The following is a 21,844-nucleotide window of genomic DNA, read 5'->3' as shown; positions in this document are numbered from 1 at the left end:
TTGTGTCGGCGCAAACTTATATCACGCCGACAATGTTGGCGATACTTGCGCATCTATCCTTTCAGCTTCTTTACGACCCTGTCGTAAACGGCTAGCTAGATGTCGCAAATTTACAGCCCCGATGCAACCGGACTGACAACTTTAATGCTGTTTTTCTGGACTGGCGCATCGATAAAAAGAGTCCCTGGTGAAACGTTTGAATCTCCATCGGGCTACCCTGCCACTGTTTTTTTTGGTCTTGAGGCTGGCCGCTTCCCGCGGTGCCTTATAGACGATGTGGGTATCAATGCAACAAGCGTGCACAAATCAGAACTCCATCGATGTTTTTTTCTGTCTGGCTGCTTGAAGCGGTAAAAACCTCATAAAACCGGGGGGCTCATGCTGCTTTATTTCAAGCTTGACGTAGGGGTGGGCATCGTGTTTGACCTCCATGTCTGGCCGCGTGACATGCAAAAGCGTTACCGGTTCACCCCGCCAGTGAGTAAATGGCGGATATGCGAAGCACTCAGCGTAGACGTACTGTGCGGTTTTGGTGCAAAAAATTTCAATGACTGTACTGAATTCAAACAGTCGGAGTTTTTAGGTGACGTGGGCGGGCCGTAGCGTTCTGGTCATTTTCGCGTTTTTTGCAGCCCATTGGTTCTATATTGGTGCTTTTTCGCAGGAAATGTCTCATCTCGGGGCGCGCATGTACCATTTGTGGATCCTCGAACAGCGTGGGCGGTGGTTCACAGCAAAGCTGGCAAGGTATGCTGCCGTCCAGTGGCTTGGCGTACGATCTCACTGGATGGGCGCTAAGCTGAATAATGATGACCTGGCGGGAGTATGTGCAGTGTTCGCTTTAGATCCACGACTTCAACAAGACACACTACCGATTGGCGATTTCCCGCTTTGTCGGTTGCTGCTGTCCAATGATTCGAACTATCCCTGGTTCATCCTCGTGCCACGCAGGGACGATATCAGCGAGATATTTCAGTTAAGTGTCGCCGATCAGCAGCAGCTGTGGCAGGAAACGACCTCGTTGGCAGAGTTGCTCAAGGACTCGTTCGATGCCGACAAGCTGAACGTCGCTGCCCTGGGCAACGTGGTCAGTCAGTTGCACATGCATGTGATCGTGCGCAAGCATGAAGACGCGGCCTGGCCGGCACCTATCTGGGGCAAGCACCCGGCCAAACCTTACAGTGCAGAGCAGGTCGAGGCGATTCGCGAACGGCTGCGTCTGGTGTTGACCGATGATTTCAAGTTTGAGGAGGGTTGAATCATGAGCCTCGAAGAGCGCGTCACCGACCTTGAAAGCCGCCTGGCGTTTCAGGATGACACCATCCAGGCATTGAATGATGTCCTGGTGGCGCAGCAGCGGGTTGTCGAACGCCTGCAGCTGCAAATGGCCGCGCTCCTCAAGCGGCAAGAGGAAATGGTCGGCCAGTTCGAGTCTTTCGAAGAAGAAGCGCCACCGCCGCATTATTAAGCAGTAGCGCTGGAAGAAACGCAGGCATAAAAAAACCGCGAACTCGTTCGCGGTTTTTTTGTTGCCGTTGATCAGCGTCGCGGCAGGGCGGCGATGACGTCTTCGGCTTGCAGGCCTTTGTCACGATTCATGACGGAGAACTCGACGCGCTGGCCTTCGACCAGAACGCGATGGCCTTCACCGCGAATGGCCCGGAAGTGCACGAAAATATCATCGCCGGAGTCGCGGGAAATAAAGCCGAAGCCTTTGGAGGTATTGAACCACTTGACGGTACCGGTATCGCGGTTGCTCATGTCATAGCTAGGCGAAGCGGCGGCCGGTGACGATTTGTAGAAGCTGATGGCCAGGTGCAGGGCAACAGCGATCAGGGCTGCAACCAGGCTGAACAGCACGGCAGGCTGACCGGCAATGACCGAAATCTCTGCGATCAGCGTCAGGGTTTGCAGGACGACAGCCAACACCAGCAGGGCGCTGACCAGATTCTGCAATTGATGGCGCGGGCCTTTGTTCCAGTAAGGGATAACTGGAGCAAGTGTCAGGTTGAGCAGGCCGAAAAAGGCCAGGTACAGCGCCTCGGGTTGTTGCAGGTAAGGCAGGGCTTCGGATCGCAGGCTAGGGAAGAAGGACAGCAGCAAGGCCGCTGCGCCTATCAGCAGGTGGACGATTTTCAACATTTTGATTAACTCACGTTAAGACAGCTCACAAGGAAGAGCTGATGGCGCACGGTTCGCTTCGGAATAAATAAGAGGCGTTGGACACGTGCCCGGTATCAGCCTATGCGTAGCACCCGAAAAAATAGGCACTGACGACACGCGGTCTATTTAACAGCAAAGCTGCAGGCTACTCAAATCAAGGAGTCCAGCGGTTCATCGCGGCCCTTGCTGTCGCCCGCCGAGGCTTGCGGGCTGCAGCCTGGCGACAGGCTTGCTAGAGTGGTCCTGCACCTGTTGGATGAACTTCATCACCTTTAGGGGAAAAACATGGCAATCGATATCGGTATCAGTGAAGAGGATCGCAAGTCCATCGTCGACGGACTTTCTCGTCTGCTGTCGGACACCTATGTGCTTTACCTGAAAACCCATAACTTCCATTGGAACGTCACCGGCCCGATGTTTCGCACCCTGCATTTGATGTTCGAGGAGCAATATAACGAGTTGGCCTTGGCGGTCGATTCGATTGCAGAGCGAATTCGCGCGCTCGGGTTCCCGGCCCCGGGCGCCTATTCCGTTTATGCGCGCTTGTCTTCCATCAAGGAGGAAGAGGGTGTGCCGGCTGCCGAAGACATGATCAGGCAGCTGGTGGCGGGCCAGGAGGCTGTCACGCGCACCGCCCGAGGGATCTTCCCGTTGCTCGAAAAGGTCAGCGACGAGCCTACGGCTGACCTGCTGACCCAACGCATGCAGGTCCACGAGAAAACCGCGTGGATGCTGCGCGCACTCTTGGATCAATGAGGCATCGGCGCGTGGATGGCATTGTTGTTCGCGCGCTCCTTTTCGTCAGAATGGCGCCCAGTTGCTTGAGCGAATCTTCGCTCGTTGCTGTAGGAAAAGTGCCTGACTAGGACGCTCTCCCTCATCCGCCTTCCGTTGTTGGCTTATCCTACGCGGATGGTCATAAAGTCATCTGGCTATAACTTTGCCCTGGCGTTTTTATAAGCACTCACATTGCTCTTATAGAAACCGCAAATGGCAAAGGAGTGTCAGCGATATGGAATATGAAGGCAGGAGAGCTGAGGGGCGGGGCGGGCAGACCAAGGATATAACGGTCGATCCATTTGTCAGTGAGTTCGATATGGGGTTGGCCCGGCCGTTGTCCCGATCGGTGCGATTGAATGGCTTTGCCACCTGTTTGCGGCTTGAGCAGGTGTATTGGGATATTTTAGCCGACATGGCCAGGGTCAATAGCTGTTCGGTCAGCGCGTTGCTGTCCCATGTCGATCGCCAAGTGCATTTGCGTCATGGCGGGGTGAGAAATTTCAGCGGGCTGGTGCGGGTGGTCTGTGTTGTCCACAGTCGCAAGGAGGGGCGTTGCCCGGTTCTGGCTTGAACCTGATGTATCAAAGGGCAGTGTGTCGATCTGTGCAGTCTTACGGCTGCACAGGCTGCATTTAATGGATATAATCCCGCTCTTTGCCGCAAAACCCAGCGTGCGCGGTAGCAATCTGATCGCCGAGACAACCCCCATGCCGATGTACGATTACCAATGTGCTTCCTGTGGTCATCAGTTGGAAGCCATTCAAAAGATCAGCGATGCACCGTTGGTCGACTGCCCTGCGTGCCAGGCGCCAGAGCTTAAGAAGATGCTGTCCATGCCTGGCTTCCGCCTCAGCGGCACAGGCTGGTACGAGACCGATTTCAAGACCGGTTCCAAGAAGAACCTGGCCGGCGGCGACAAAGCTGACTAGGTTTCAGGACCTGAGTTGAACCACACGCGCGAGCTCTTGCGTCATCCGCCAGCGGATCGGCGCAGGAGCTCCAAACGAATGTCGAATTACGAGAAGTGAAACCACTACCATGATGCGCAGCCATTATTGCGGCCAACTGAACGAAAGCCTGGACGGCCAGGAAATTACCCTTTGCGGATGGGTCCACCGTCGCCGTGACCACGGTGGGGTGATTTTCCTCGATATCCGTGATCGTGATGGTCTGGCCCAGGTGGTGTTCGATCCGGACCGCGCTGAAACCTTCGCCGCCGCCGATCGCGTGCGCAGCGAGTACGTCGTGAAGATCACCGGCAAGGTTCGCCTGCGTCCGGCCGGTGCCACCAACGCCAACATGGCGTCGGGCATGATCGAAGTCCTGGGCTATGAGCTGGAAGTGCTGAACGAGTCGGAAACCCCGCCGTTCCCGCTGAACGAGTTTTCCGACGTCGGCGAAGAAACCCGCCTGCGCTATCGCTTCCTGGATCTGCGTCGTCCTGAAATGGCCGAGAAGCTGCGCTTGCGTTCGCGCATGACCACCAGTATCCGTCGCTTCCTGGACGAGAACGGTTTCCTCGACGTCGAAACGCCGATCCTGACCCGCGCCACTCCTGAAGGCGCACGTGATTACCTGGTGCCAAGCCGTACCCACGCCGGTTCGTTCTTTGCCCTGCCGCAATCGCCACAGCTGTTCAAGCAGCTGCTGATGGTGGCTGGCTTCGATCGCTACTACCAGATCGCCAAGTGCTTCCGTGACGAAGACCTGCGTGCCGACCGTCAGCCGGAATTCACCCAGATCGACATCGAGACCAGTTTCCTCGATGAAAAAGAGATCATGGGCCTGACCGAACAAATGATCCGCAACCTGTTCAAGGAAGTGCTGGGTCTGGAATTCGGCGAGTTCCCGCACATGACGTTCGAAGAAGCCATGCGCCGCTACGGTTCCGACAAGCCAGACCTGCGTAACCCGCTGGAGCTGGTGGACGTTGCCGACCAGCTCAAGGAAGTCGATTTCAAGGTGTTCAGCGGCCCGGCCAACGACCCTAAATGCCGCATCGCCGCTCTGCGCGTTCCAGGCGGGGCAAGCATGCCGCGCAAGCAGATCGACGACTACACCAAGTTTGTCGGTATCTACGGTGCCAAGGGCCTGGCGTACATCAAGGTCAACGAGCGCGCCAAAGGCGTCGAAGGCCTGCAATCGCCAATCGTGAAGAACATTCCCGAAGCCAACCTCAACGTGATCCTCGATCGCGTTGGTGCGGTCGATGGCGATATCGTGTTCTTCGGTGCCGATAAAGCCAAGATCGTCAGCGAAGCCCTGGGTGCCCTGCGTATCAAGCTCGGCCACGACCTGGAACTGCTGACCTGCAAGTGGGCGCCAATGTGGGTCGTCGACTTCCCGATGTTCGAAGAGAACGACGACGGCAGCTTCACCGCGTTGCACCACCCGTTCACCGCGCCGAAGTGCACCCCGGCAGAGCTGGAAGCCAACCCGGCTGGCGCCCTGTCCCGTGCCTACGACATGGTATTGAACGGTACCGAGCTCGGTGGCGGTTCGATCCGTATTCACCGCAAAGAGATGCAGCAGTCGGTCTTCCGTCTGCTGGGTATCAATGAAGCGGAGCAGGAAGAGAAATTCGGCTTCCTGCTCGACGCCCTGAAGTACGGCGCGCCGCCGCACGGTGGCCTGGCTTTCGGCCTGGACCGCCTGGTGATGTTGATGACCGGTGCCCAGTCGATCCGTGAAGTGATCGCCTTCCCGAAAACCCAGAGCGCGGCGGACGTCATGACTCAGGCGCCGGGTCAGGTCGATGCCAAGGCATTGCGTGAACTGCACATTCGTCTGCGCGAAACGCCCAAGGCAGAGTAAGGTTCACCTGAAGGGCGCATCTGCGGATGCGCCCTTTCTGCATATGTAGAGCAATCCAAGATTTTTGTTTGCCGGCCGAAGCGATGCAGCGGGGCGGGCAATGTGTCAAAGAGAATTCGGAGCGAGTTATGGCAGGTCATTCCAAGTGGGCGAACATCAAGCACCGCAAAGAACGTCAGGATGCCAAGAGAGGCAAGATCTTCACCAAGTGGATTCGTGAGCTGACCGTCGCGGCCCGTCAGGGTGGTGGCGATCCGGGCTCCAACCCGCGCCTGCGCCTGGCGCTGGACAAGGCCCTTGGTGCGAACATGAGCCGCGACATCATTGATCGCGCCATTGCTCGTGGCGCTGGCGCGACCGAAGCCGACAACGTCGAAGAACTGACTTACGAAGGTTACGGTCCCGGCGGCGTGGCGGTGATGGTCGAATGCATGACGGACAACCGCAACCGGACCGCGGCGGCTGTTCGCCATGCGTTCAGCAAGTGCGGCGGCAACCTCGGCACTGACGGTTCTGTGGCCTATCTTTTCGAACGCAAGGGGCAAATCAGCTTTGCGCCAGGCGTCGATGAAGATGCCTTGACCGAAGCTGCGCTGGAAGCCGATGCCGATGACGTGGTCAGCAACGAAGACGGCTCTATCGATGTGTTCACCTCGTTCACCGGATTCTATGCGGTGCGCAACGCGCTGGAAGCGGCGGGATTCAAAGGTGATGACGCAGAAATCGTCATGTTGCCGACCACCAGTGCCGAACTGGATCTGGAAGGCGCAGAAAAAATCCTCAAGCTGATCGATATGCTCGAGGACCTGGATGACGTGCAGAACGTCTACTCCAATGCGGACATCCCGGAGTCGGTCGCCGCACAGCTCGGTTAACGGCGACTGCGATCCAGTGTGGGAGCGAGCCTGCTCGCGAAAGCGACTTCAAATTCAGCAACCATGCTGCCTGAAAGTCCGCATTCGCGAGCAGGCTCGCTCCCACATTTGTTCTGCGCAGTCTTTAATGGCGTGCTTTTACTTAACTCACAGGCGTTATGACTTTAATTCTTGGTATCGACCCCGGTTCGCGCATTACCGGTTATGGTGTGGTGCGCGATACCGGTCGTGGCTGTGAGTACGTGGCTTCCGGTTGCATCCGCACCGGCGCCGGCGAGTTGCACGAGCGCCTGCAGATCGTTTATCGCGGTGTACGGGAAATCATTCAGACCTACGGTCCGGTGACCATGGGCATCGAAAAGGTGTTCATGGCCCGCAACGCCGACTCCGCCCTGAAGCTGGGGCAGGCGCGTGGCGCGGCCATCGTGGCCGGCGCAGAAGAAAACCTGGAAATTGCCGAATACACGGCCACCCAGGTCAAGCAGGCTGTGGTCGGTACCGGCGCAGCCAACAAAGAGCAGGTGCAGATGATGGTCATGCACATGCTGAAGCTGACCAGTAAACCGCAAATCGACGCCTCCGACGCATTGGCCATTGCCATTTGCCATGCGCACACCCGCTCCAGCCTGTTGCCCCATGGCCTGGGCGCGGCACGCAGTCGTGGCGGGCGCTTGCGTCTCTGATAGCATCAGCAATCATTTTTCTGGAATGAGGGGCATGCGCCTGGGTTGTCGGCGCAAAACCCTTGTTCTGTCAGCCGCTGGCCCAGGGCTGGTCAACGCTCAAGGATCTGTAACGTGATTGGACGCTTGCGCGGCACACTGGCTGAAAAACAGCCGCCGCACCTGATTCTGGATGTAAACGGCCTGGGGTATGAGCTGGAAGTGCCCATGACCACGCTTTATCGCCTGCCGTCGGTCGGTGAGCCGCTGACGCTGCACACCCATCTGGTCGTGCGCGAAGACGCGCAGTTACTCTATGGCTTCGTCGGCAAGCGTGAGCGAGACTTTTTCCGCGAGTTGATCCGTCTCAATGGTGTAGGGCCGAAACTGGCCCTGGCCTTGATGTCGAGCCTGGAAGTCGACGAACTGGTGCGTTGCGTGCAGTCCCAGGATACCTCGGCGCTGACCAAGGTGCCGGGCGTGGGCAAGAAAACCGCCGAGCGCCTGCTGGTGGAGCTCAAGGATCGCTTCAAGGCCTGGGAAACCGTACCAGCCATGTTTGCCCTGGTGCCTAACCAGCCGGATGCCCCTGCGCCGGTCAATACCGCCGAAAACGACGCGGTCAGTGCGCTGATCTCCCTCGGTTACAAGCCGCAGGAAGCCAGCAAGGCGATTTCCGCCATCAAGGAGAAAGGCTTGAGCAGCGAAGACCTGATTCGTCGTGCCCTGAAGGGAATGATCTAAGTGATTGAAGCTGATCGTCTGATCGCTGCCACGGGTGCCCCCCGTGATCGCGAGGAAGTCCAGGACCGCGCGATACGTCCCGTCAGCCTGGCCGAATACATCGGCCAGCCGACCGTTCGCGAGCAAATGGAACTGTTCATCCAGGCCGCCCGAGGGCGTAGCGAGTCCCTTGACCACACCTTGATCTTCGGTCCGCCGGGCCTGGGCAAGACTACCTTGGCCAATATCATCGCCCAGGAAATGGGCGTGTCGATCAAGAGCACGTCGGGGCCGGTCCTCGAGCGTCCAGGCGACCTGGCGGCGTTGCTGACCAACCTTGAGCCACACGATGTGCTGTTCATCGATGAAATCCATCGTTTGTCGCCGATTGTCGAGGAGGTGCTGTACCCGGCGATGGAGGATTTCCAGCTCGATATCATGATCGGCGAGGGGCCTGCCGCGCGGTCGATCAAGCTTGATTTGCCGCCGTTCACGCTGGTCGGTGCGACCACGCGGGCGGGGATGCTGACCAACCCGCTGCGTGACCGTTTCGGCATCGTCCAGCGCCTGGAGTTCTACAGCAACGCCGACCTGTCGACGATTGTCAGCCGCTCGGCGAACATCCTTGGCTTGCCACTGGATCCGGAAGGCGCTTTTGAAATCGCGCGGCGTGCCCGCGGTACCCCGCGGATCGCCAACCGCTTGCTGCGCCGGGTGCGTGACTTCGCAGAAGTTCGTGCCAAGGGCCATATCACCAAGCCAATCGCCGACCTGGCCCTGAACCTGCTGGATGTCGACGAGCGTGGCTTCGATCACCAGGACCGGCGCCTGTTGCTGACCATGATCGAGAAGTTCGATGGCGGGCCGGTCGGGGTGGACAGCCTGGCCGCAGCCATCAGCGAAGAGCGCCACACCATTGAAGATGTGCTGGAGCCCTACCTGATCCAGCAGGGCTACATCATGCGTACCCCGCGGGGCAGGGTAGTGACGCGACATGCGTATCTGCACTTCGGCTTAAACATTCCGTCACGATTGGGCGAGATGCCCGTGGTAGACGAGTTTCCTGATGCCGTGGACGATTAATTAACATTGCGAGCTGATTTTTTCGGGCATTGTGTGGTCCCAGGACCGTACTTTTGCGCGAAAGCCGCAGAACATTGAAAAACAGTTGCCTGGCCGGATTGGCAACCCGAGGAGTAAGCACTAGAGTATGCGCGCGCAAAACGGGCTTGAGCCTTTCGCACATCGTTGTCGCGTTTATTACGAGGACACCGATGCGGGCGGCATCGTGTATTACGTCAATTACCTCAAGTTTATGGAACGGGCTCGAACCGAGCGACTGCGAGAGCTGGGCTTTGCCCAATCTTCGCTTGCCGGGGAGGACCTGTTGTTCGTCGTGCATTCCAGCGAAGCGCGCTATCACGCGCCGGCGCGACTGGACGACGAGCTGCTGGTAAGCGCTGAAGTAGTCGAATTGAACCGTGCCAGCCTGCGCTTCAAGCAGCAGGTCAGACGGGCCACCGATGATGTATTGCTCTGTGAAGGGCAGTTTCTGGTGGCCTGTGTGCGCACTGAAAGTTTAAAACCCCGGGCCATTCCCGAAGCTCTACGAGCGGCCTTTGTCGCCGTGAGCGGCGCGGGTACACACTCAAAGCAGGAGATAAAGCGTGGAAGCTAACGTCGTCGACCATTCCTCCATGTGGAGCCTGGTCAGCAATGCCAGTATCGTGGTGCAACTGGTAATGCTGACCCTGGTAGCCGCATCGGTGACCTCATGGATCATGATCTTTCAGCGCAGCAACCTGCTGCGTGCCGGTCGACGCGCCCTGGAGAGCTTCGAAGAGCGCTTCTGGTCGGGTATCGACCTGTCCAAACTCTACCGCCAGGCGGGTAGCAACCCGGACCCGGATTCCGGCGTCGAACAAATCTTCCGTGCTGGCTTCAAGGAATTCTCCCGTTTGCGCCAGCAGCCAGGCGTTGACCCGGAAGCGGTCATGGAAGGCGTGGCCCGTGCCATGCGCGTTGCCATTTCCCGCGAAGAAGAAAAGCTCGAGCAGAGCCTGCCGTTCCTCGCCACCGTCGGTTCCGTGAGCCCGTATATCGGTCTGTTCGGTACCGTCTGGGGCATCATGAACTCCTTCCGTGGCCTGGCAACTGCCCAGCAAGCCACCCTGGCCACTGTTGCACCGGGTATCGCCGAGGCCCTGATCGCCACCGCGATCGGTCTGTTCGCCGCCATTCCAGCCGTTATCGCTTACAACCGTTTTGCTGCCCGCAGCGAAACCTTGCTGGGCCGTTACTACACCTTCGCCGATGAATTCCAGGCGATCCTGCACCGCAAAGTGCACACCAGCGAAGAATAAGCAGGTAATTCCCAATGGCTTTAATCGCTCGAGCTCGCAAAAAGCGCAAGCCGGTCGCCGAGATGAACGTGGTGCCCTACATCGACGTGATGTTGGTGCTGCTGGTCATCTTCATGGTGACCGCGCCAATGCTCAATCAGGGCGTGAAAGTTGATCTGCCCAAGGTTTCCAGCGAAGCCTTGCCGCAGGACAACAACACCCAGGTCCTGACCATTTCGATCAAGGCTGACAAGACCTACTACTGGAACCTTGGCAGCGAAGTCGATACAGAGAAGCAACAAGACCGCGCCATGACCCTGCCGCAGATGACTGACGCGGTGACCAAGATCATTCGCGTGGGCAACGAAGGCGGCAAGCGTACCCAGGTCTTCATTCGTGGCGACAAGAGCGTCGACTACGGGTCTGTCATGGGCGCGATGGGCGGGTTGCAGAAAGCCGGCGTCGGTAATGTTGGCTTGATTACCGAGGCGCCCTGATGCAGCAACAGCGAGAGCCGTCCGCCTCGGAAAGCTACTTCTGGCCTAGTGTCTGGGCGATTGGCTTGCACGTGCTGGTGTTCGGCATGCTGTTTGTCAGTTTTGCCTTCACTCCGGAGTTGCCGCCGGCCAAGCCGATTGTCCAGGCGACCCTGTACCAGTTGAAATCGAAAAGTCAGGCAACCACCCAGACCAATCAGAAGATTGCGGGTGAGGCGAAGAAATCCGCCGCGCGCCAGACCGAAGTCGAGCAGTTGGAACAGAAGAAGGTCGAACAGGAAGCGGTGAAGGCTGCGGAACAAAAGAAAGAAGAAGCGGCTCAAAAGGCCGAGGAAGCCAAGAAGGCCGACGAGTCGAAGAAAGCTGAAGAGGCGAAGAAGGCTGACGAGGCCAAGAAGGCCGACGAAGCCAAGAAAGCCGATGAAGCGAAGAAGACCGCCGAAGCCAAGAAGGCAGAAGAGAAACAATTGGCTGATATAGCCAAGAAGAAAGCGGAAGAAGAAGCCAAGAAGGCTGCTGAAGAAGAGGCCAAGAAAGCGGCCGCTGAAGAAGCGAAGAAAAAGGTCGTCGAAGACGCGAAGAAGAAAGCCGCTGAAGACGCCAAGAAGAAAGCTGAAGCTGAAGAGGCGAAGAAGAAAGTCGCCGAAGAAGCGAAGAAGAAAGCTGCTGCCGATGCTGCGAAGAAGAAAGCGCAGGATGCGGCGCGTAAATCCGCCGAAGACAAGAAGGCCCAGGCCTTGGCAGATTTGCTTTCCGACACGCCTCAGCGTCAGCAGGCCTTGGCGGATGAGCAGGGCGACGAAGTCGCCGGCAGCTTCGATGATCTGATTCGATTGCGTGCAGCGGAAGGCTGGGCTCGTCCACCTTCGGCCCGCAAAGGCATGACGGTTCAGCTGCAAATCGGCATGTTGCCGGACGGTACGGTGACTTCGGTCAAGGTGCTCAAGTCCAGTGGCGACGGTCCGTTTGACGCTTCAGCCGTAGCGGCAGTGAAGAATATTGGACGTTTGACAGAAATGCAGGGAATGAAGCCGAGCGATTTTGCTCCGTATCGTTCATTCAAGATGACATTCACACCTGAGGATCTAGCCCCGTGAGAAACCTCCTTCGAGGAATGCTCGTCGTGATCTGCTGCATGGCAGGGATCGCGATGGCAGATGAGAAAAACATTCTGGTCACCAGCGGCAGCGATCGGGCTACTCCGATTGCAGTCGTGCCGTTCGGCAACCAGGGCGGCAGCGTGCTGCCGGACGACATGGCGGAAATCATCGGTAACGACCTGCGCAACTCGGGTTACTACTCGCCGATTCCAAAACAGAACATGATCAGCCAGCCAAGCCAGGCGAGCGAAATCATCTTCCGTGACTTCAAGGCGCTGGGCGCCCAGTACGTCATGGTCGGCAGCATTGCGCCAGCGGGCGGTCGCCTGCAGGTTCAATACGCCTTGTTCAACGTCGCCACCGAGCAACAAGTGCTCACCGGCAGCGTGTCGGGCAGCGTCGATCAGTTGCGCGACATGTCGCACTACATCGCCGACCAGTCGTTCGAAAAACTCACCGGTATCAAGGGTGCGTTCTCGACTCGCCTGCTGTACGTGACGGCCGAGCGCTTCTCCGAAAAGAACACCCGTTACACGCTGCAGCGTTCGGATTATGACGGTGCCCGTGCCGTGACCCTGCTGCAATCGCGCGAGCCGATCCTGTCGCCGCGTTTCGCCCCCGATGGCAAGCGTATCGCCTACGTCTCGTTCGAGCAGAAGCGTCCGCGCATTTTCATGCAGAACATCGACACCGGTCGCCGTGAGCAGATCACCAACTTCGAAGGCCTGAACGGCGCGCCAGCCTGGTCGCCGGATGGCAATCGCCTGGCATTCGTATTGTCCAAGGACGGTAACCCGGACATCTACGTGATGAACCTGGGCTCGCGCCAGATCAGTCGCGTTACCAACGGCCAGGGCATCAACACCGAACCGTTCTGGGGCAAGGATGGTTCGACCATCTACTTCACCTCCGACCGTGGCGGCAAACCGCAGATCTACAAGACCAGCGTGGGTGGCGGTGGTGCCGAGCGCGTGACTTTCGTCGGTAACTACAACGCCAACCCTAAGCTGTCGGCTGATGAAAAGACCCTGGTGATGATCCATCGTCAGGAAGGTTTCACCAATTTCAAGGTGGCGGCCCAGGATTTGCAACGCGGTAGCGTAAAAATCCTCACTGATAGCACTCTGGACGAGTCGCCCACTGTCGCGCCCAACGGCACCATGGTAATCTACGCCACCCGCCAGCAGGGCCGGGGAGTCTTGATGCTCGTGTCTATCAATGGACGCGTAAGGCTCCCGCTTCCTACCGCTCAAGGCGAAGTCAGAGAACCTTCCTGGTCCCCTTACCTGAACTGACGCGGCGCTATACGTTGTACTTAACACACTGGGGTTCATTAGGAGTTTCACGATGGAAATGCTGAAGTTTGGTAAATTTGCTGCGCTGGCACTGGCCATGGCTGTAGCTGTAGGTTGCTCGTCCAAAGGCGGCGACAATGCCGGTGAAGGCGCGGTAGATCCAAACGCTGGTTACGGCGCAAACACTGGTGCAGTTGACGGCTCCCTGAGCGAAGAAGCTGCACTGCGCGCTATCACCACTTTCTACTTCGAATACGACAGTTCGGACCTGAAGCCAGAAGCCATGCGCGCTCTGGACGTTCACGCCAAAGACCTGAAAGCAAACGGCGCTCGCGTTGTTCTGGAAGGCAACACCGACGAACGTGGTACTCGTGAGTACAACATGGCACTGGGCGAGCGTCGTGCGAAAGCCGTTCAGCGCTACCTGGTACTGCAAGGTGTTTCCCCAGCTCAGCTGGAACTGGTTTCCTACGGCGAAGAGCGTCCAGTTGCTACCGGCAACGACGAGCAGTCCTGGGCTCAAAACCGTCGCGTCGAACTGCGTAAGTAATTCGTCATGCGAACGTGCCGTCGTGCTGTAACTGTCCTGGCTCTCAGTCTCGCGCCGCTTGCGGCGTGGGCTGCGGTTCCTGTGGTCGAAAACGATTCCGGCTATAACAATAGCGGGACCAGTTATCCGCCTGCAGGTTACGGTACGAACGGCGCCTATGCCGGGGGAGGGGTTTCGGCCCCTGTCTCGGCACAGGGCGAGCTGTTCAACCAACTGCAATCAATGCAGCAACAGATCGAGCGCCAGCAAGGTGCGATCGAGGTTCTGCAAAATGATGTAGCGCGCATGAAGCAGGAAAGCCTGGAGCGATACCAGGATCTTGATCGGCGCATAGGAACCGGCGTTGCACCAGCCGCGACTCCTGAGAATTCTTCCACCGGTGGCGATTTGAATGCCCCTGGTGCAGCAGCTGGCGCAGCTGCAGGTGCGGGAGCGGCTGCCGCTCAAGCACCCGCCGCGGGTAGCGAGCCGGCAGATCCGGCGAAGGAAAAGCTCTATTACGACGCTGCCTTCGACCTGATCAAGGCCAAGGACTTCGACAAGGCCAGCCAGGCTTTTGCCGCTTTCCTGCGCAAGTACCCGAACAGCCAGTACGCAGGCAATGCCCAGTACTGGTTGGGCGAAGTGAACCTGGCCAAAGGCGATCTGCAAGGTGCGGGTCAGGCATTTGCCAAGGTTTCGCAACTGTACCCCAAGCACGCCAAAGTGCCTGACTCGCTGTACAAGCTCGCTGATGTAGAACGCCGCCTGGGTCATCCCGACAAGGTAAAAGGCATTTTGCAACAAGTTGTGTCGCAGTACCCGGGCACTTCCGCCGCTCAGCTGGCCCAGCGTGACTTGCAAAAAATGTAAGGGCTGCTTGACCCGTTTCGAAGAAACCCGCGCTTGTCGCGGGTTTTTTCGTTAGAATTCACGCCCATTTTCTGAAACACGCTTTTTGGGGCCTGCGCATTGCCGGGGTTCCTTGAAGTGCCTGACGGAGGCGGACAGCCTGTTTAGCTGTTACGCCCGTGGCGACTATGCAAGACACATTGAGAATTACCGAAGTTTTCTACTCGTTGCAGGGGGAAACGCGGACTGCTGGCCTGCCCACTGTTTTTGTGCGCCTGACCGGTTGCCCTCTGCGTTGCCAGTACTGCGACAGCGCCTACGCATTCACGGGTGGGACCCTTCGCACCCTTGACGATATCCTCGAGCAGGTAGCCGGCTTTCGGCCGCGTTACGTCTGTGTCACAGGTGGCGAGCCCCTGGCCCAGCCCAATGCCATTCCATTGCTCAAGCGCTTGTGCGATGCCGGTTACGAAGTGTCACTGGAAACCAGTGGCTCCATTGATATCTCGGCGGTAGATTCCCGGGTCAGTCGCGTTGTCGACCTGAAAACCCCGGGTTCGAAGGAAGCGCACCGCAATCGCTATGAAAACATCGAGCTGCTGACGCCCAACGATCAGGTGAAGTTTGTCATCTGCTCGCGTGAAGACTATGACTGGTCCGTGTCCAAGCTGATCCAGTACGGTCTGGACCAGCGTGCCGGCGAAGTCCTGTTTTCGCCAAGCCACCACGATCTCAATGCGCGAGACCTGGCGGACTGGGTGGTGGCGGACAACCTGCCAGTGCGTCTGCAATTGCAGCTGCACAAATATCTTTGGAATGACGAGCCGGGGCGCTGAAATGACTGAACCACTCAACACTGCCGAAAAACGCGCGGTCATCCTGTTGTCCGGTGGCCTGGACTCGGCAACCGTCGTGGCCATGGCGCGTGCCGAAGGCTATAGCTGCTACACCATGAGCTTCGACTACGGCCAGCGCTCTCACGCCGAACTGTACGCCGCCGAACGCGTTGCCCGCGACCTGGGTGTGGTCGAGCACAAGGTCATCGGCCTTAACCTGAACGGAATGGGCGGCTCGGCGCTGACCGACACCAGCATCGATATCCCGGAAGAGTTGGGCGAGGGCATTCCGGTGACTTACGTGCCTGCGCGTAACACGGTATTCCTGTCCCTGGCGTTGGGCTGGGCGGAAGTGCTCGGTGCGCGGGATATCTTCATCGGCGTCAACGCGGTGGATTACTCCGGTTACCCGGATTGCCGTCCCGAGTTCATCGAATCGTTCGAGCGCATGGCCAATCTGGCGACCAAGGCAGGCGTGGAAGGCAATGGCTTCCGGATTCAGGCGCCGCTGCAAAACCTCAGCAAGGCACAGATCGTCCAGGCAGGTGTGAAGCTTGGCGTGAACTACGGCCTGACCGTTTCCTGCTACCAGGCCGACGATAACGGCCGTGCCTGCGGCAAGTGCGACAGCTGCCGACTGCGTGCAGAAGGCTTTGCGGCGGCCGGAATCAGCGACCCAACACCTTATTTTTGAATTATTTTAAAATAGGTGTTGAATAGTCCTTAAAAATCAGTATTATACGCGCCACCACACAGCGGGTCGTTAGCTCAGTTGGTAGAGCAGTTGGCTTTTAACCAATTGGTCGTAGGTTCGAATCCCACACGACCCACCATTTTTGGCGGTTTAGAAAATCCGGAAGGCCCACGCAAGTGAGGATTTCCGGGTTTTTTTTTGCCTGCGATTTAACGCTCGCCTGTTCCTTTGCTGCACTGCAGGGCGCAGGTCAGAATCATCTTTTGCATCCTGCCGATATTCTGTAGCCTTGCGCAGCTTCAACGCTGTCCGTGCCTGATCAATACTCACTTTCCCGGCGGTACCCTGTTGGGTCCGGAGCCGGGTGTATACTCGACTTTCGCGCGAATGCGCCTGCAGGTCTTGCGAACATGACGCAGATTTCCGAACGCCTTCTGGTTCAAGCCCACCTCGACGCCAAGCAGCCCAAGCCGCTGACCGCCGATGAGGAAGCTTATTATCGTGCCGCCATCGCTGCCGAGCTCAAGGCTCAGGACGCGGTGCTGGTGGCGCACTTCTATTGCGATCCGGTGATTCAGGCCCTGGCCGAAGAGACCGGAGGCTGTGTTTCCGACTCGCTGGAGATGGCCCGCTTCGGCAACGCCCACCCGGCCAAGACGGTGGTGGTCGCCGGTGTGAAGTTCATGGGCGAGACAGCCAAGATCCTCAACCCCGAAAAACGCATCCTGATGCCCACCCTGGAAGCGACGTGCTCGCTGGACCTTGGTTGCCCCGTCGATGAGTTTTCCGCGTTCTGTGACCAGCACCCGGAGCGTACGGTGGTGGTCTACGCCAATACCTCGGCGGCGGTCAAAGCCCGCGCGGATTGGGTGGTGACTTCAAGCTGCGCGCTGGAAATCGTCGAAAGCCTGATGGATAACGGTGAAACCATCATCTGGGGGCCGGACAAGCACCTGGGTACTTACATCCAGCGTCAGACCGGTGCCGACATGCTGCTATGGGACGGTGCCTGCATCGTTCACGAAGAGTTCAAGTCCAAGCAGCTCGAAGACATGAAGGCACTGTATCCGGATGCAGCGATCCTGGTACACCCGGAGTCGCCGACCTCGGTGATCGAGCTGGCGGATGCCGTCGGGTCCACCAGCCAGTTGATCGCGGCGGCACAGAGCCTGCCAAACAAGACCCTGATCGTCGCTACCGATCGCGGTATCTTCTACAAGATGCAGCAGCTGTGCCCGGACAAGGTCTTTATCGAAGCGCCAACGGCCGGTAACGGCGCGGCATGCCGCAGTTGCGCGCATTGCCCCTGGATGGCGATGAATACCCTTGAGCGCACGCTCAAGAGCTTGAAGGAAGGGACGAACGAGATCTTTGTTGATCCGGCGTTGATTCCGCAGGCGATTCGGCCGCTCAAGCGCATGCTTGACTTTACCCAGGCGGCGCGGATGAAGCTGGCCGGCAACGCCTGAGGTCTCTCATTCAGTAAAAAAAACTTGTGGGAGCGAGCCTGCTCGCGTAGACGGTGTAACAGTCAAAGTTGATAGTGACTGACACACCGCTTTCGCGAGCAGGCTCGCTCCCACAGTGGTTTTCGTATGGCTGAATTATTTGTTCTTCTTCGGGACCCGCACCAGCTGGGTGTTGGAATACATGTCATGCCAGCTGCGCTTCTGCTTGTCGAACAGCGACCAGAAGAACCCCAGGCCTACGCACAGCAACGACGCGATCGCCACTACAAAGCGCAACAGCGCCTGCCACAGGCTGATGGATGAGCCATCGGCATTCTGTACCCGTACGCACCACACCTGCATGCCCAGGGTCTGCCCTGAATAGGTCCAGAACTTGGCGAAGAAGCCGAACAGCACGAACAGCAAGACCGTCGAGAGCAGCGGATCACCGTCCAGCGCGCCGGCTTCGGTCAGGGTGCGCATTTTCTCTTCGCCGATGATCGCCATCTGGATCATCTTGTAGACGCCGCTGGTGACGATCAGCAGGGCGGTGCACAGCAGGAAGTCATAGAACATTGCTGCCAGGCGACGACCCAGGCCGACGGCGGGGAAGTCGCCCTGGGGTTTGAGCAGGTGTTTCGACATGGCAGCCTCTGGGCGCAAAAAGAAGCCATTTTACGGATTTACGCGCACAAAAAAGCCCCTGATGTCAGCATCAGGGGCTTTTTCGTTACAGAAGATTAAGCTTCTGCTTGTACTTCGTCAGCCTGCATGCCTTTCTGGCCTTGCACAGCGATGAAGGTCACTTTCTGGCCTTCTTTCAGGCTCTTGAAACCGTTGCCCTGGATGGCGCGGAAATGCACGAACAGATCCGGACCGCTTTCAGGTGTGATAAAACCAAAACCTTTTTCGTCGTTAAACCACTTGACGGTACCGCTCTGACGTTGGGACATTTCTTATTTCCTTTGACGCAAAAAATTAATGACAGTCTCTTTCTCATGAAAGAGTACTGGGGCTGGTTGCAGGAGAGTAAGAAGACGTCGAACGGGATGTAGCTAACTTGTAGGCTACTGCCCAGGTCACGATTCCAAGCGACCCATGCAAACACAGTGAACAAACTCTACGCCAACTTCGGGAGAAAAAACAAGCCCCTTTGGAGGCCCCGGATTTGCTCAGGTTGCTGACACCACTGACAACTAGCGCGGGCGTATGCGTTGACGGTGTTCAGATGTTTTCGATCGTTATAAGCAAAGTTCATAATCGAAGCTAAGAGCCAAACGATGCACTATTTTATGGCGGTTGCGTTACACATTAGTGCAGTGTAAGCACAACCGCGTTACTTATAGGAACAGTCAATCAACCGCGATAGTAGCGTTGTGGAACAAATGGCATTTTGCTTACAAGCAAAGGCACCTTTTTCCCACGAACGATTGCCCATACCGGCGTATCGATGGCGGTGTAGGCGCTGTCCAGGTAACCCATGGCCAAAGGGCCACCCAAGGTCGGTCCAAAGCCGCCGCTGCAGACGCTGCCGATGATCTCGCCTGCTTCGTTGACGATTTCAGCACCTTCGCGCACAGGTGTGCGTTCCTGCGGTAGCAGGCCAACGCGCTTACGGGTAACACCGGTTTGTTGTTGTGCGAACACACTTTCTGCGCCAGGGAAGCCACCGGCGCGCGCGCCATCGGCACGACGCGGCTTGGAGATGGCCCATAACAGGCTGGCTTCGATCGGGCTGGTGTCGGTGTTCATGTCATGGCCGTACAGGCACAGGCCGGCTTCCAGGCGCAGGGAGTCGCGTGCGCCGAGGCCGATGGCCGCTACTTCAGGCTCGGCCAGCAAGGCCCGGGCCAGGGCTTCGGCGTTGGCGGCCGGTACCGAGATTTCGAAACCGTCTTCACCGGTGTAACCCGAGCGGCTGACAAAGCATTCGACGCCCAGCAGTTTCACGGGGGCGAACTGCATGAAGGTCATCTTTGCCACTTCTGGCGCCAGACGTGCCAGTACGGTCACCGCGGCAGGACCTTGCAGGGCGAGCAGGGCGCGTTCTTCGAACAGGGGCTCGATGGTGCACTGGTCACCGATGTGCTTGCGCAGGTGGGCCAGGTCCTGGTCCTTGCAGGCGGCGTTGACCACCAAAAACAGTTCGTCGTTACCCAGGTTGGCGACCATCAGGTCGTCAAGGATGCCACCGGTCTCGTTGGTGAACATCGCGTAGCGCTGCATGCCCACCGGCAAGTCGACGATGTCCACTGGCACCAGAGTTTCCAGTGCCTTGGCGGCATTGGCACCGGTCAGGCGAATCTGGCCCATGTGCGAGACATCGAACAGGCCGGCCTGCTCGCGGGTGTGCTGGTGTTCTTTCATCACGCCCAGCGGGTACTGCACCGGCATGTCATAGCCGGCGAACGGCACCATGCGCGCGCCCAATTCGACGTGCAGGGCGTGCAACGGCGTTTTCAACAGTTGTTCGGTGGACATATTCAGCTCCTGGAGAAGTGTGAAGATGAGCGCGCATCAGCACTCGATAATGTTGACCGCCAAACCGCCACGGGCGGTTTCCTTGTATTTGCTTTTCATGTCGGCGCCGGTTTGGCGCATGGTGCGGATGACCTTGTCGAGGGACACGAAGTGCTGCCCATCGCCGCGCATGGCCATGCGCACGGCATTGATGGCCTTGACCGAGCCCATGGCGTTGCGCTCGATGCAAGGCACTTGCACCAGCCCGCCAATTGGGTCGCAGGTCAGCCCGAGGTTATGTTCCATGCCGATTTCCGCAGCGTTTTCCACTTGCTGCACGGTGCCGCCAAGCACCTCGCAAAGGGCTCCCGCCGCCATTGAACAGGCCACGCCGACTTCGCCCTGGCAGCCGACTTCGGCGCCCGAGATCGAGGCATTTTCCTTGTACAGAATGCCAATGGCCGCGGCTGTCAGCAGAAAGCGCACCACCCCGTCATCGTTCGCGCCGGGGATGAAGCGCATGTAGTAATGCAGTACCGCCGGGATGATCCCGGCCGCGCCGTTGGTCGGAGCAGTTACCACGCGTCCGCCGTTGGCGTTTTCTTCGTTGACCGCCAGGGCGTACAAGTTGACCCAGTCCAGTACCGACAGCGGATCGCGCAGTGACGATTCGGGGTTCTTGCACAATTGCCGATGCAGCGCGGCTGCCCGGCGCTTGACCTTCAGGCCGCCGGGCAGGATGCCTTCGTTGCGGCAACCGGCGGCGACGCAGTCCTGCATCACTTGCCAGATCTTCAGCAGGCCGGCGCGGGTTTCCGCTTCCGGGCGCCAGGCGCTTTCGTTGGTCAGCATCACCTGGCTGATGGACAAGCCGTAGGTGGTGCAGTGACCCAGCAGGTCCTTGGCGCTTTTGAACGGGAAGGTCAGGGGGGTAGCGTCTTCGACGATACGGTCGGCGCCGGCGGCGTCTTCATCGACGACAAAACCACCGCCGACTGAATAGTACTCGCGGCTGCGGATTTGCAAACCCGCGGTGTCGAAGGCGCGAAAGATCATGCCGTTGGGGTGATAGGCCAAGGGCTTGCGAATCATCGCCAGGTGTTCTTTCTCATTGAACGCAATGCTGTGTTCGCCGAGGAGGTTCAAACGACCATTGCCGCGAATTTCGTGCAGGCGAGCGGCGACGGTTTCGGTATCCACGGTATCCGGGTGTTCGCCTTCCAGGCCGAGCAACACAGCCTTGTCGCTGCCGTGGCCTTTACCGGTGGCGCCGAGTGAGCCGTACAGCTCGACTTTGACGCAAGCGGTCGCGGTGAGCAGCCCTTCACGGCGCAAACCTTCGGCGAAACGTGCGGCTGCGCGCATCGGGCCGACGGTGTGGGAGCTGGAGGGGCCAATGCCAATCTTGAACAGGTCGAACACGCTTAACGACATGGTTGTTCTCCGGTTTCTTGTTATAGGCGTTTCACGGGAGATGCTTTGTGTAGGAGCTGCCGCAGGCTGCGATCTTTTGATCTTGTTTTTTTCAAGATCAAGATCAAAAGATCGCAGCCTGCGGCAGCTCCTACAGGGGGTGTGGTGTGCTTGATAGGGGCGAGTAAACCCGCCCCCTGTTGGTTTAAGCGTAGCTTTCGATCGACGGGCAGGCGCAGACCAGGTTGCGATCGCCGAAGACGTTGTCGACACGACCGACCGGCGGCCAGTACTTGCCTTCGATCAGCGAGGCAACCGGATAAACCGCCTGCTCACGGCTATACGGATGCGACCACTCGCC

At 58.2% G+C, this 21,844-nt stretch carries 26 protein-coding genes and 1 tRNA gene; 21 read left to right on the top strand and 6 right to left on the bottom strand.

The window, feature by feature from the left end; translation table 11 throughout:
* The first annotated feature begins 832 nt into the window (after positions 1-832).
* Positions 833-1,258 carry an HIT domain-containing protein gene (locus PG5_RS17560; RefSeq protein WP_020798466.1) on the top strand — a complete coding sequence of 142 codons (426 nt, stop codon included), beginning with the start codon at positions 833-835 and terminating at the stop codon, positions 1,256-1,258.
* A gap of 3 nt (positions 1,259-1,261) precedes the next feature.
* Positions 1,262-1,468, top strand: coding sequence for a SlyX family protein (locus PG5_RS17555; RefSeq protein WP_007977339.1), 207 nt, complete (start codon positions 1,262-1,264; stop codon positions 1,466-1,468).
* A 71-nt stretch (positions 1,469-1,539) separates the two neighbouring features.
* Here PG5_RS17555 and PG5_RS35150 read toward each other — a convergent pair whose 3' ends face one another.
* Complete coding sequence (locus tag PG5_RS35150; protein ID WP_020798465.1) at positions 1,540-2,142, bottom strand: cold-shock protein; 603 nt, start codon at positions 2,140-2,142, stop codon at positions 1,540-1,542.
* A gap of 306 nt (positions 2,143-2,448) precedes the next feature.
* On the opposite strand from PG5_RS35150, the gene PG5_RS17545 reads away from it, so the two are divergent.
* From PG5_RS17545 to nadA, 19 genes are all read left to right on the top strand, one after another.
* Complete coding sequence (locus tag PG5_RS17545; RefSeq protein ID WP_020798464.1) at positions 2,449-2,919, top strand: Dps family protein; 471 nt, start codon at positions 2,449-2,451, stop codon at positions 2,917-2,919.
* Between the two features lie 256 nt (positions 2,920-3,175).
* Positions 3,176-3,514: a ribbon-helix-helix domain-containing protein gene (locus tag PG5_RS17540; RefSeq protein WP_020798463.1), complete on the top strand. Its 339-nt coding sequence runs from the start codon at positions 3,176-3,178 to the stop codon at positions 3,512-3,514.
* Between the two features lie 136 nt (positions 3,515-3,650).
* Positions 3,651-3,872, top strand: a complete 222-nt coding sequence (locus PG5_RS17535; protein WP_007977333.1) for an FmdB family zinc ribbon protein — start codon at positions 3,651-3,653, stop codon at positions 3,870-3,872.
* A 109-nt stretch (positions 3,873-3,981) separates the two neighbouring features.
* Positions 3,982-5,757 (top strand): aspartate--tRNA ligase, encoded by a 1,776-nt coding sequence (aspS, locus tag PG5_RS17530; RefSeq protein WP_020798462.1) that lies wholly within the window; start codon positions 3,982-3,984, stop codon positions 5,755-5,757.
* A gap of 128 nt (positions 5,758-5,885) precedes the next feature.
* Entirely contained in the window at positions 5,886-6,632 is a 747-nt protein-coding gene (locus PG5_RS17525; RefSeq protein WP_020798461.1) for a YebC/PmpR family DNA-binding transcriptional regulator, read from the top strand.
* 158 nt (positions 6,633-6,790) lie between these two features.
* The gene (gene ruvC / locus PG5_RS17520) at positions 6,791-7,315 is read left to right on the top strand and encodes a crossover junction endodeoxyribonuclease RuvC (protein WP_020798460.1); all 525 of its coding nucleotides are present in this window, start codon (positions 6,791-6,793) and stop codon (positions 7,313-7,315) included.
* 114 nt (positions 7,316-7,429) lie between these two features.
* On the top strand, positions 7,430-8,038 hold the full coding sequence (gene ruvA / locus PG5_RS17515) for a Holliday junction branch migration protein RuvA (protein WP_020798459.1): 609 nt from the start codon (positions 7,430-7,432) through the stop codon (positions 8,036-8,038).
* Positions 8,039-9,100: a Holliday junction branch migration DNA helicase RuvB gene (ruvB, locus tag PG5_RS17510; protein WP_020798458.1), complete on the top strand. Its 1,062-nt coding sequence runs from the start codon at positions 8,039-8,041 to the stop codon at positions 9,098-9,100. It begins immediately after the preceding gene.
* Positions 9,101-9,227: 127 nt separating this feature from the next.
* On the top strand, positions 9,228-9,695 hold the full coding sequence (gene ybgC / locus PG5_RS17505) for a tol-pal system-associated acyl-CoA thioesterase (protein ID WP_020798457.1): 468 nt from the start codon (positions 9,228-9,230) through the stop codon (positions 9,693-9,695).
* Positions 9,685-10,380, top strand: coding sequence for a protein TolQ (tolQ, locus tag PG5_RS17500; protein ID WP_007995636.1), 696 nt, complete (start codon positions 9,685-9,687; stop codon positions 10,378-10,380). Before ybgC ends, tolQ begins: the two co-directional genes overlap by 11 nt.
* Positions 10,381-10,403: 23 nt before the next feature.
* Positions 10,404-10,856 carry a protein TolR gene (gene tolR, locus PG5_RS17495; RefSeq protein ID WP_162276380.1) on the top strand — a complete coding sequence of 151 codons (453 nt, stop codon included), beginning with the start codon at positions 10,404-10,406 and terminating at the stop codon, positions 10,854-10,856.
* Positions 10,856-11,953, top strand: a complete 1,098-nt coding sequence (gene tolA, locus PG5_RS17490; RefSeq protein WP_020798455.1) for a cell envelope integrity protein TolA — start codon at positions 10,856-10,858, stop codon at positions 11,951-11,953. The genes tolR and tolA overlap by 1 nt, the downstream gene beginning before the upstream one ends.
* A gap of 17 nt (positions 11,954-11,970) precedes the next feature.
* On the top strand, positions 11,971-13,251 hold the full coding sequence (gene tolB, locus PG5_RS17485) for a Tol-Pal system beta propeller repeat protein TolB (RefSeq protein ID WP_173667181.1): 1,281 nt from the start codon (positions 11,971-11,973) through the stop codon (positions 13,249-13,251).
* A gap of 52 nt (positions 13,252-13,303) precedes the next feature.
* Positions 13,304-13,801, top strand: coding sequence for a peptidoglycan-associated lipoprotein Pal (gene pal, locus PG5_RS17480; protein ID WP_003178634.1), 498 nt, complete (start codon positions 13,304-13,306; stop codon positions 13,799-13,801).
* 6 nt (positions 13,802-13,807) lie between these two features.
* Positions 13,808-14,653 carry a tol-pal system protein YbgF gene (ybgF, locus tag PG5_RS17475; protein WP_033040435.1) on the top strand — a complete coding sequence of 282 codons (846 nt, stop codon included), beginning with the start codon at positions 13,808-13,810 and terminating at the stop codon, positions 14,651-14,653.
* A gap of 167 nt (positions 14,654-14,820) precedes the next feature.
* Positions 14,821-15,468, top strand: a complete 648-nt coding sequence (gene queE, locus PG5_RS17470) for a 7-carboxy-7-deazaguanine synthase QueE (RefSeq protein WP_020798452.1) — start codon at positions 14,821-14,823, stop codon at positions 15,466-15,468.
* 1 nt (position 15,469) lies between these two features.
* The gene (gene queC, locus PG5_RS17465; protein WP_020798451.1) at positions 15,470-16,162 is read left to right on the top strand and encodes a 7-cyano-7-deazaguanine synthase QueC; all 693 of its coding nucleotides are present in this window, start codon (positions 15,470-15,472) and stop codon (positions 16,160-16,162) included.
* Positions 16,163-16,225: 63 nt separating this feature from the next.
* Positions 16,226-16,301: transfer RNA gene (locus tag PG5_RS17460), tRNA-Lys, on the top strand.
* A gap of 271 nt (positions 16,302-16,572) precedes the next feature.
* On the top strand, positions 16,573-17,631 hold the full coding sequence (nadA, locus tag PG5_RS17455; RefSeq protein WP_008054654.1) for a quinolinate synthase NadA: 1,059 nt from the start codon (positions 16,573-16,575) through the stop codon (positions 17,629-17,631).
* A 135-nt stretch (positions 17,632-17,766) separates the two neighbouring features.
* Here nadA and PG5_RS17450 read toward each other — a convergent pair whose 3' ends face one another.
* From PG5_RS17450 to PG5_RS34925, 5 genes are all read right to left on the bottom strand, one after another.
* On the bottom strand, positions 17,767-18,255 hold the full coding sequence (locus tag PG5_RS17450; RefSeq protein WP_020798450.1) for an RDD family protein: 489 nt from the start codon (positions 18,253-18,255) through the stop codon (positions 17,767-17,769).
* 95 nt (positions 18,256-18,350) lie between these two features.
* Positions 18,351-18,563 carry a cold-shock protein gene (locus tag PG5_RS17445; RefSeq protein WP_007977299.1) on the bottom strand — a complete coding sequence of 71 codons (213 nt, stop codon included), beginning with the start codon at positions 18,561-18,563 and terminating at the stop codon, positions 18,351-18,353.
* A gap of 403 nt (positions 18,564-18,966) precedes the next feature.
* Complete coding sequence (gene gcvT / locus PG5_RS17440) at positions 18,967-20,091, bottom strand: glycine cleavage system aminomethyltransferase GcvT (protein WP_020798449.1); 1,125 nt, start codon at positions 20,089-20,091, stop codon at positions 18,967-18,969.
* Positions 20,092-20,127: 36 nt separating this feature from the next.
* On the bottom strand, positions 20,128-21,504 hold the full coding sequence (locus tag PG5_RS17435) for an L-serine ammonia-lyase (protein WP_020798448.1): 1,377 nt from the start codon (positions 21,502-21,504) through the stop codon (positions 20,128-20,130).
* Positions 21,505-21,688: 184 nt separating this feature from the next.
* The coding region (locus PG5_RS34925; RefSeq protein WP_008054659.1) for a hypothetical protein at positions 21,689-21,844 on the bottom strand (156 nt) is incomplete at its 5' end.

The organism is Pseudomonas sp. G5(2012) (genome assembly GCF_000408945.1).
Lineage (GTDB): Bacteria > Pseudomonadota > Gammaproteobacteria > Pseudomonadales > Pseudomonadaceae > Aquipseudomonas > Aquipseudomonas umsongensis.
The sequence above is the reverse complement of the archived record's forward strand: the minus strand, read 5'-3'. Positions and strand labels throughout refer to the sequence as shown.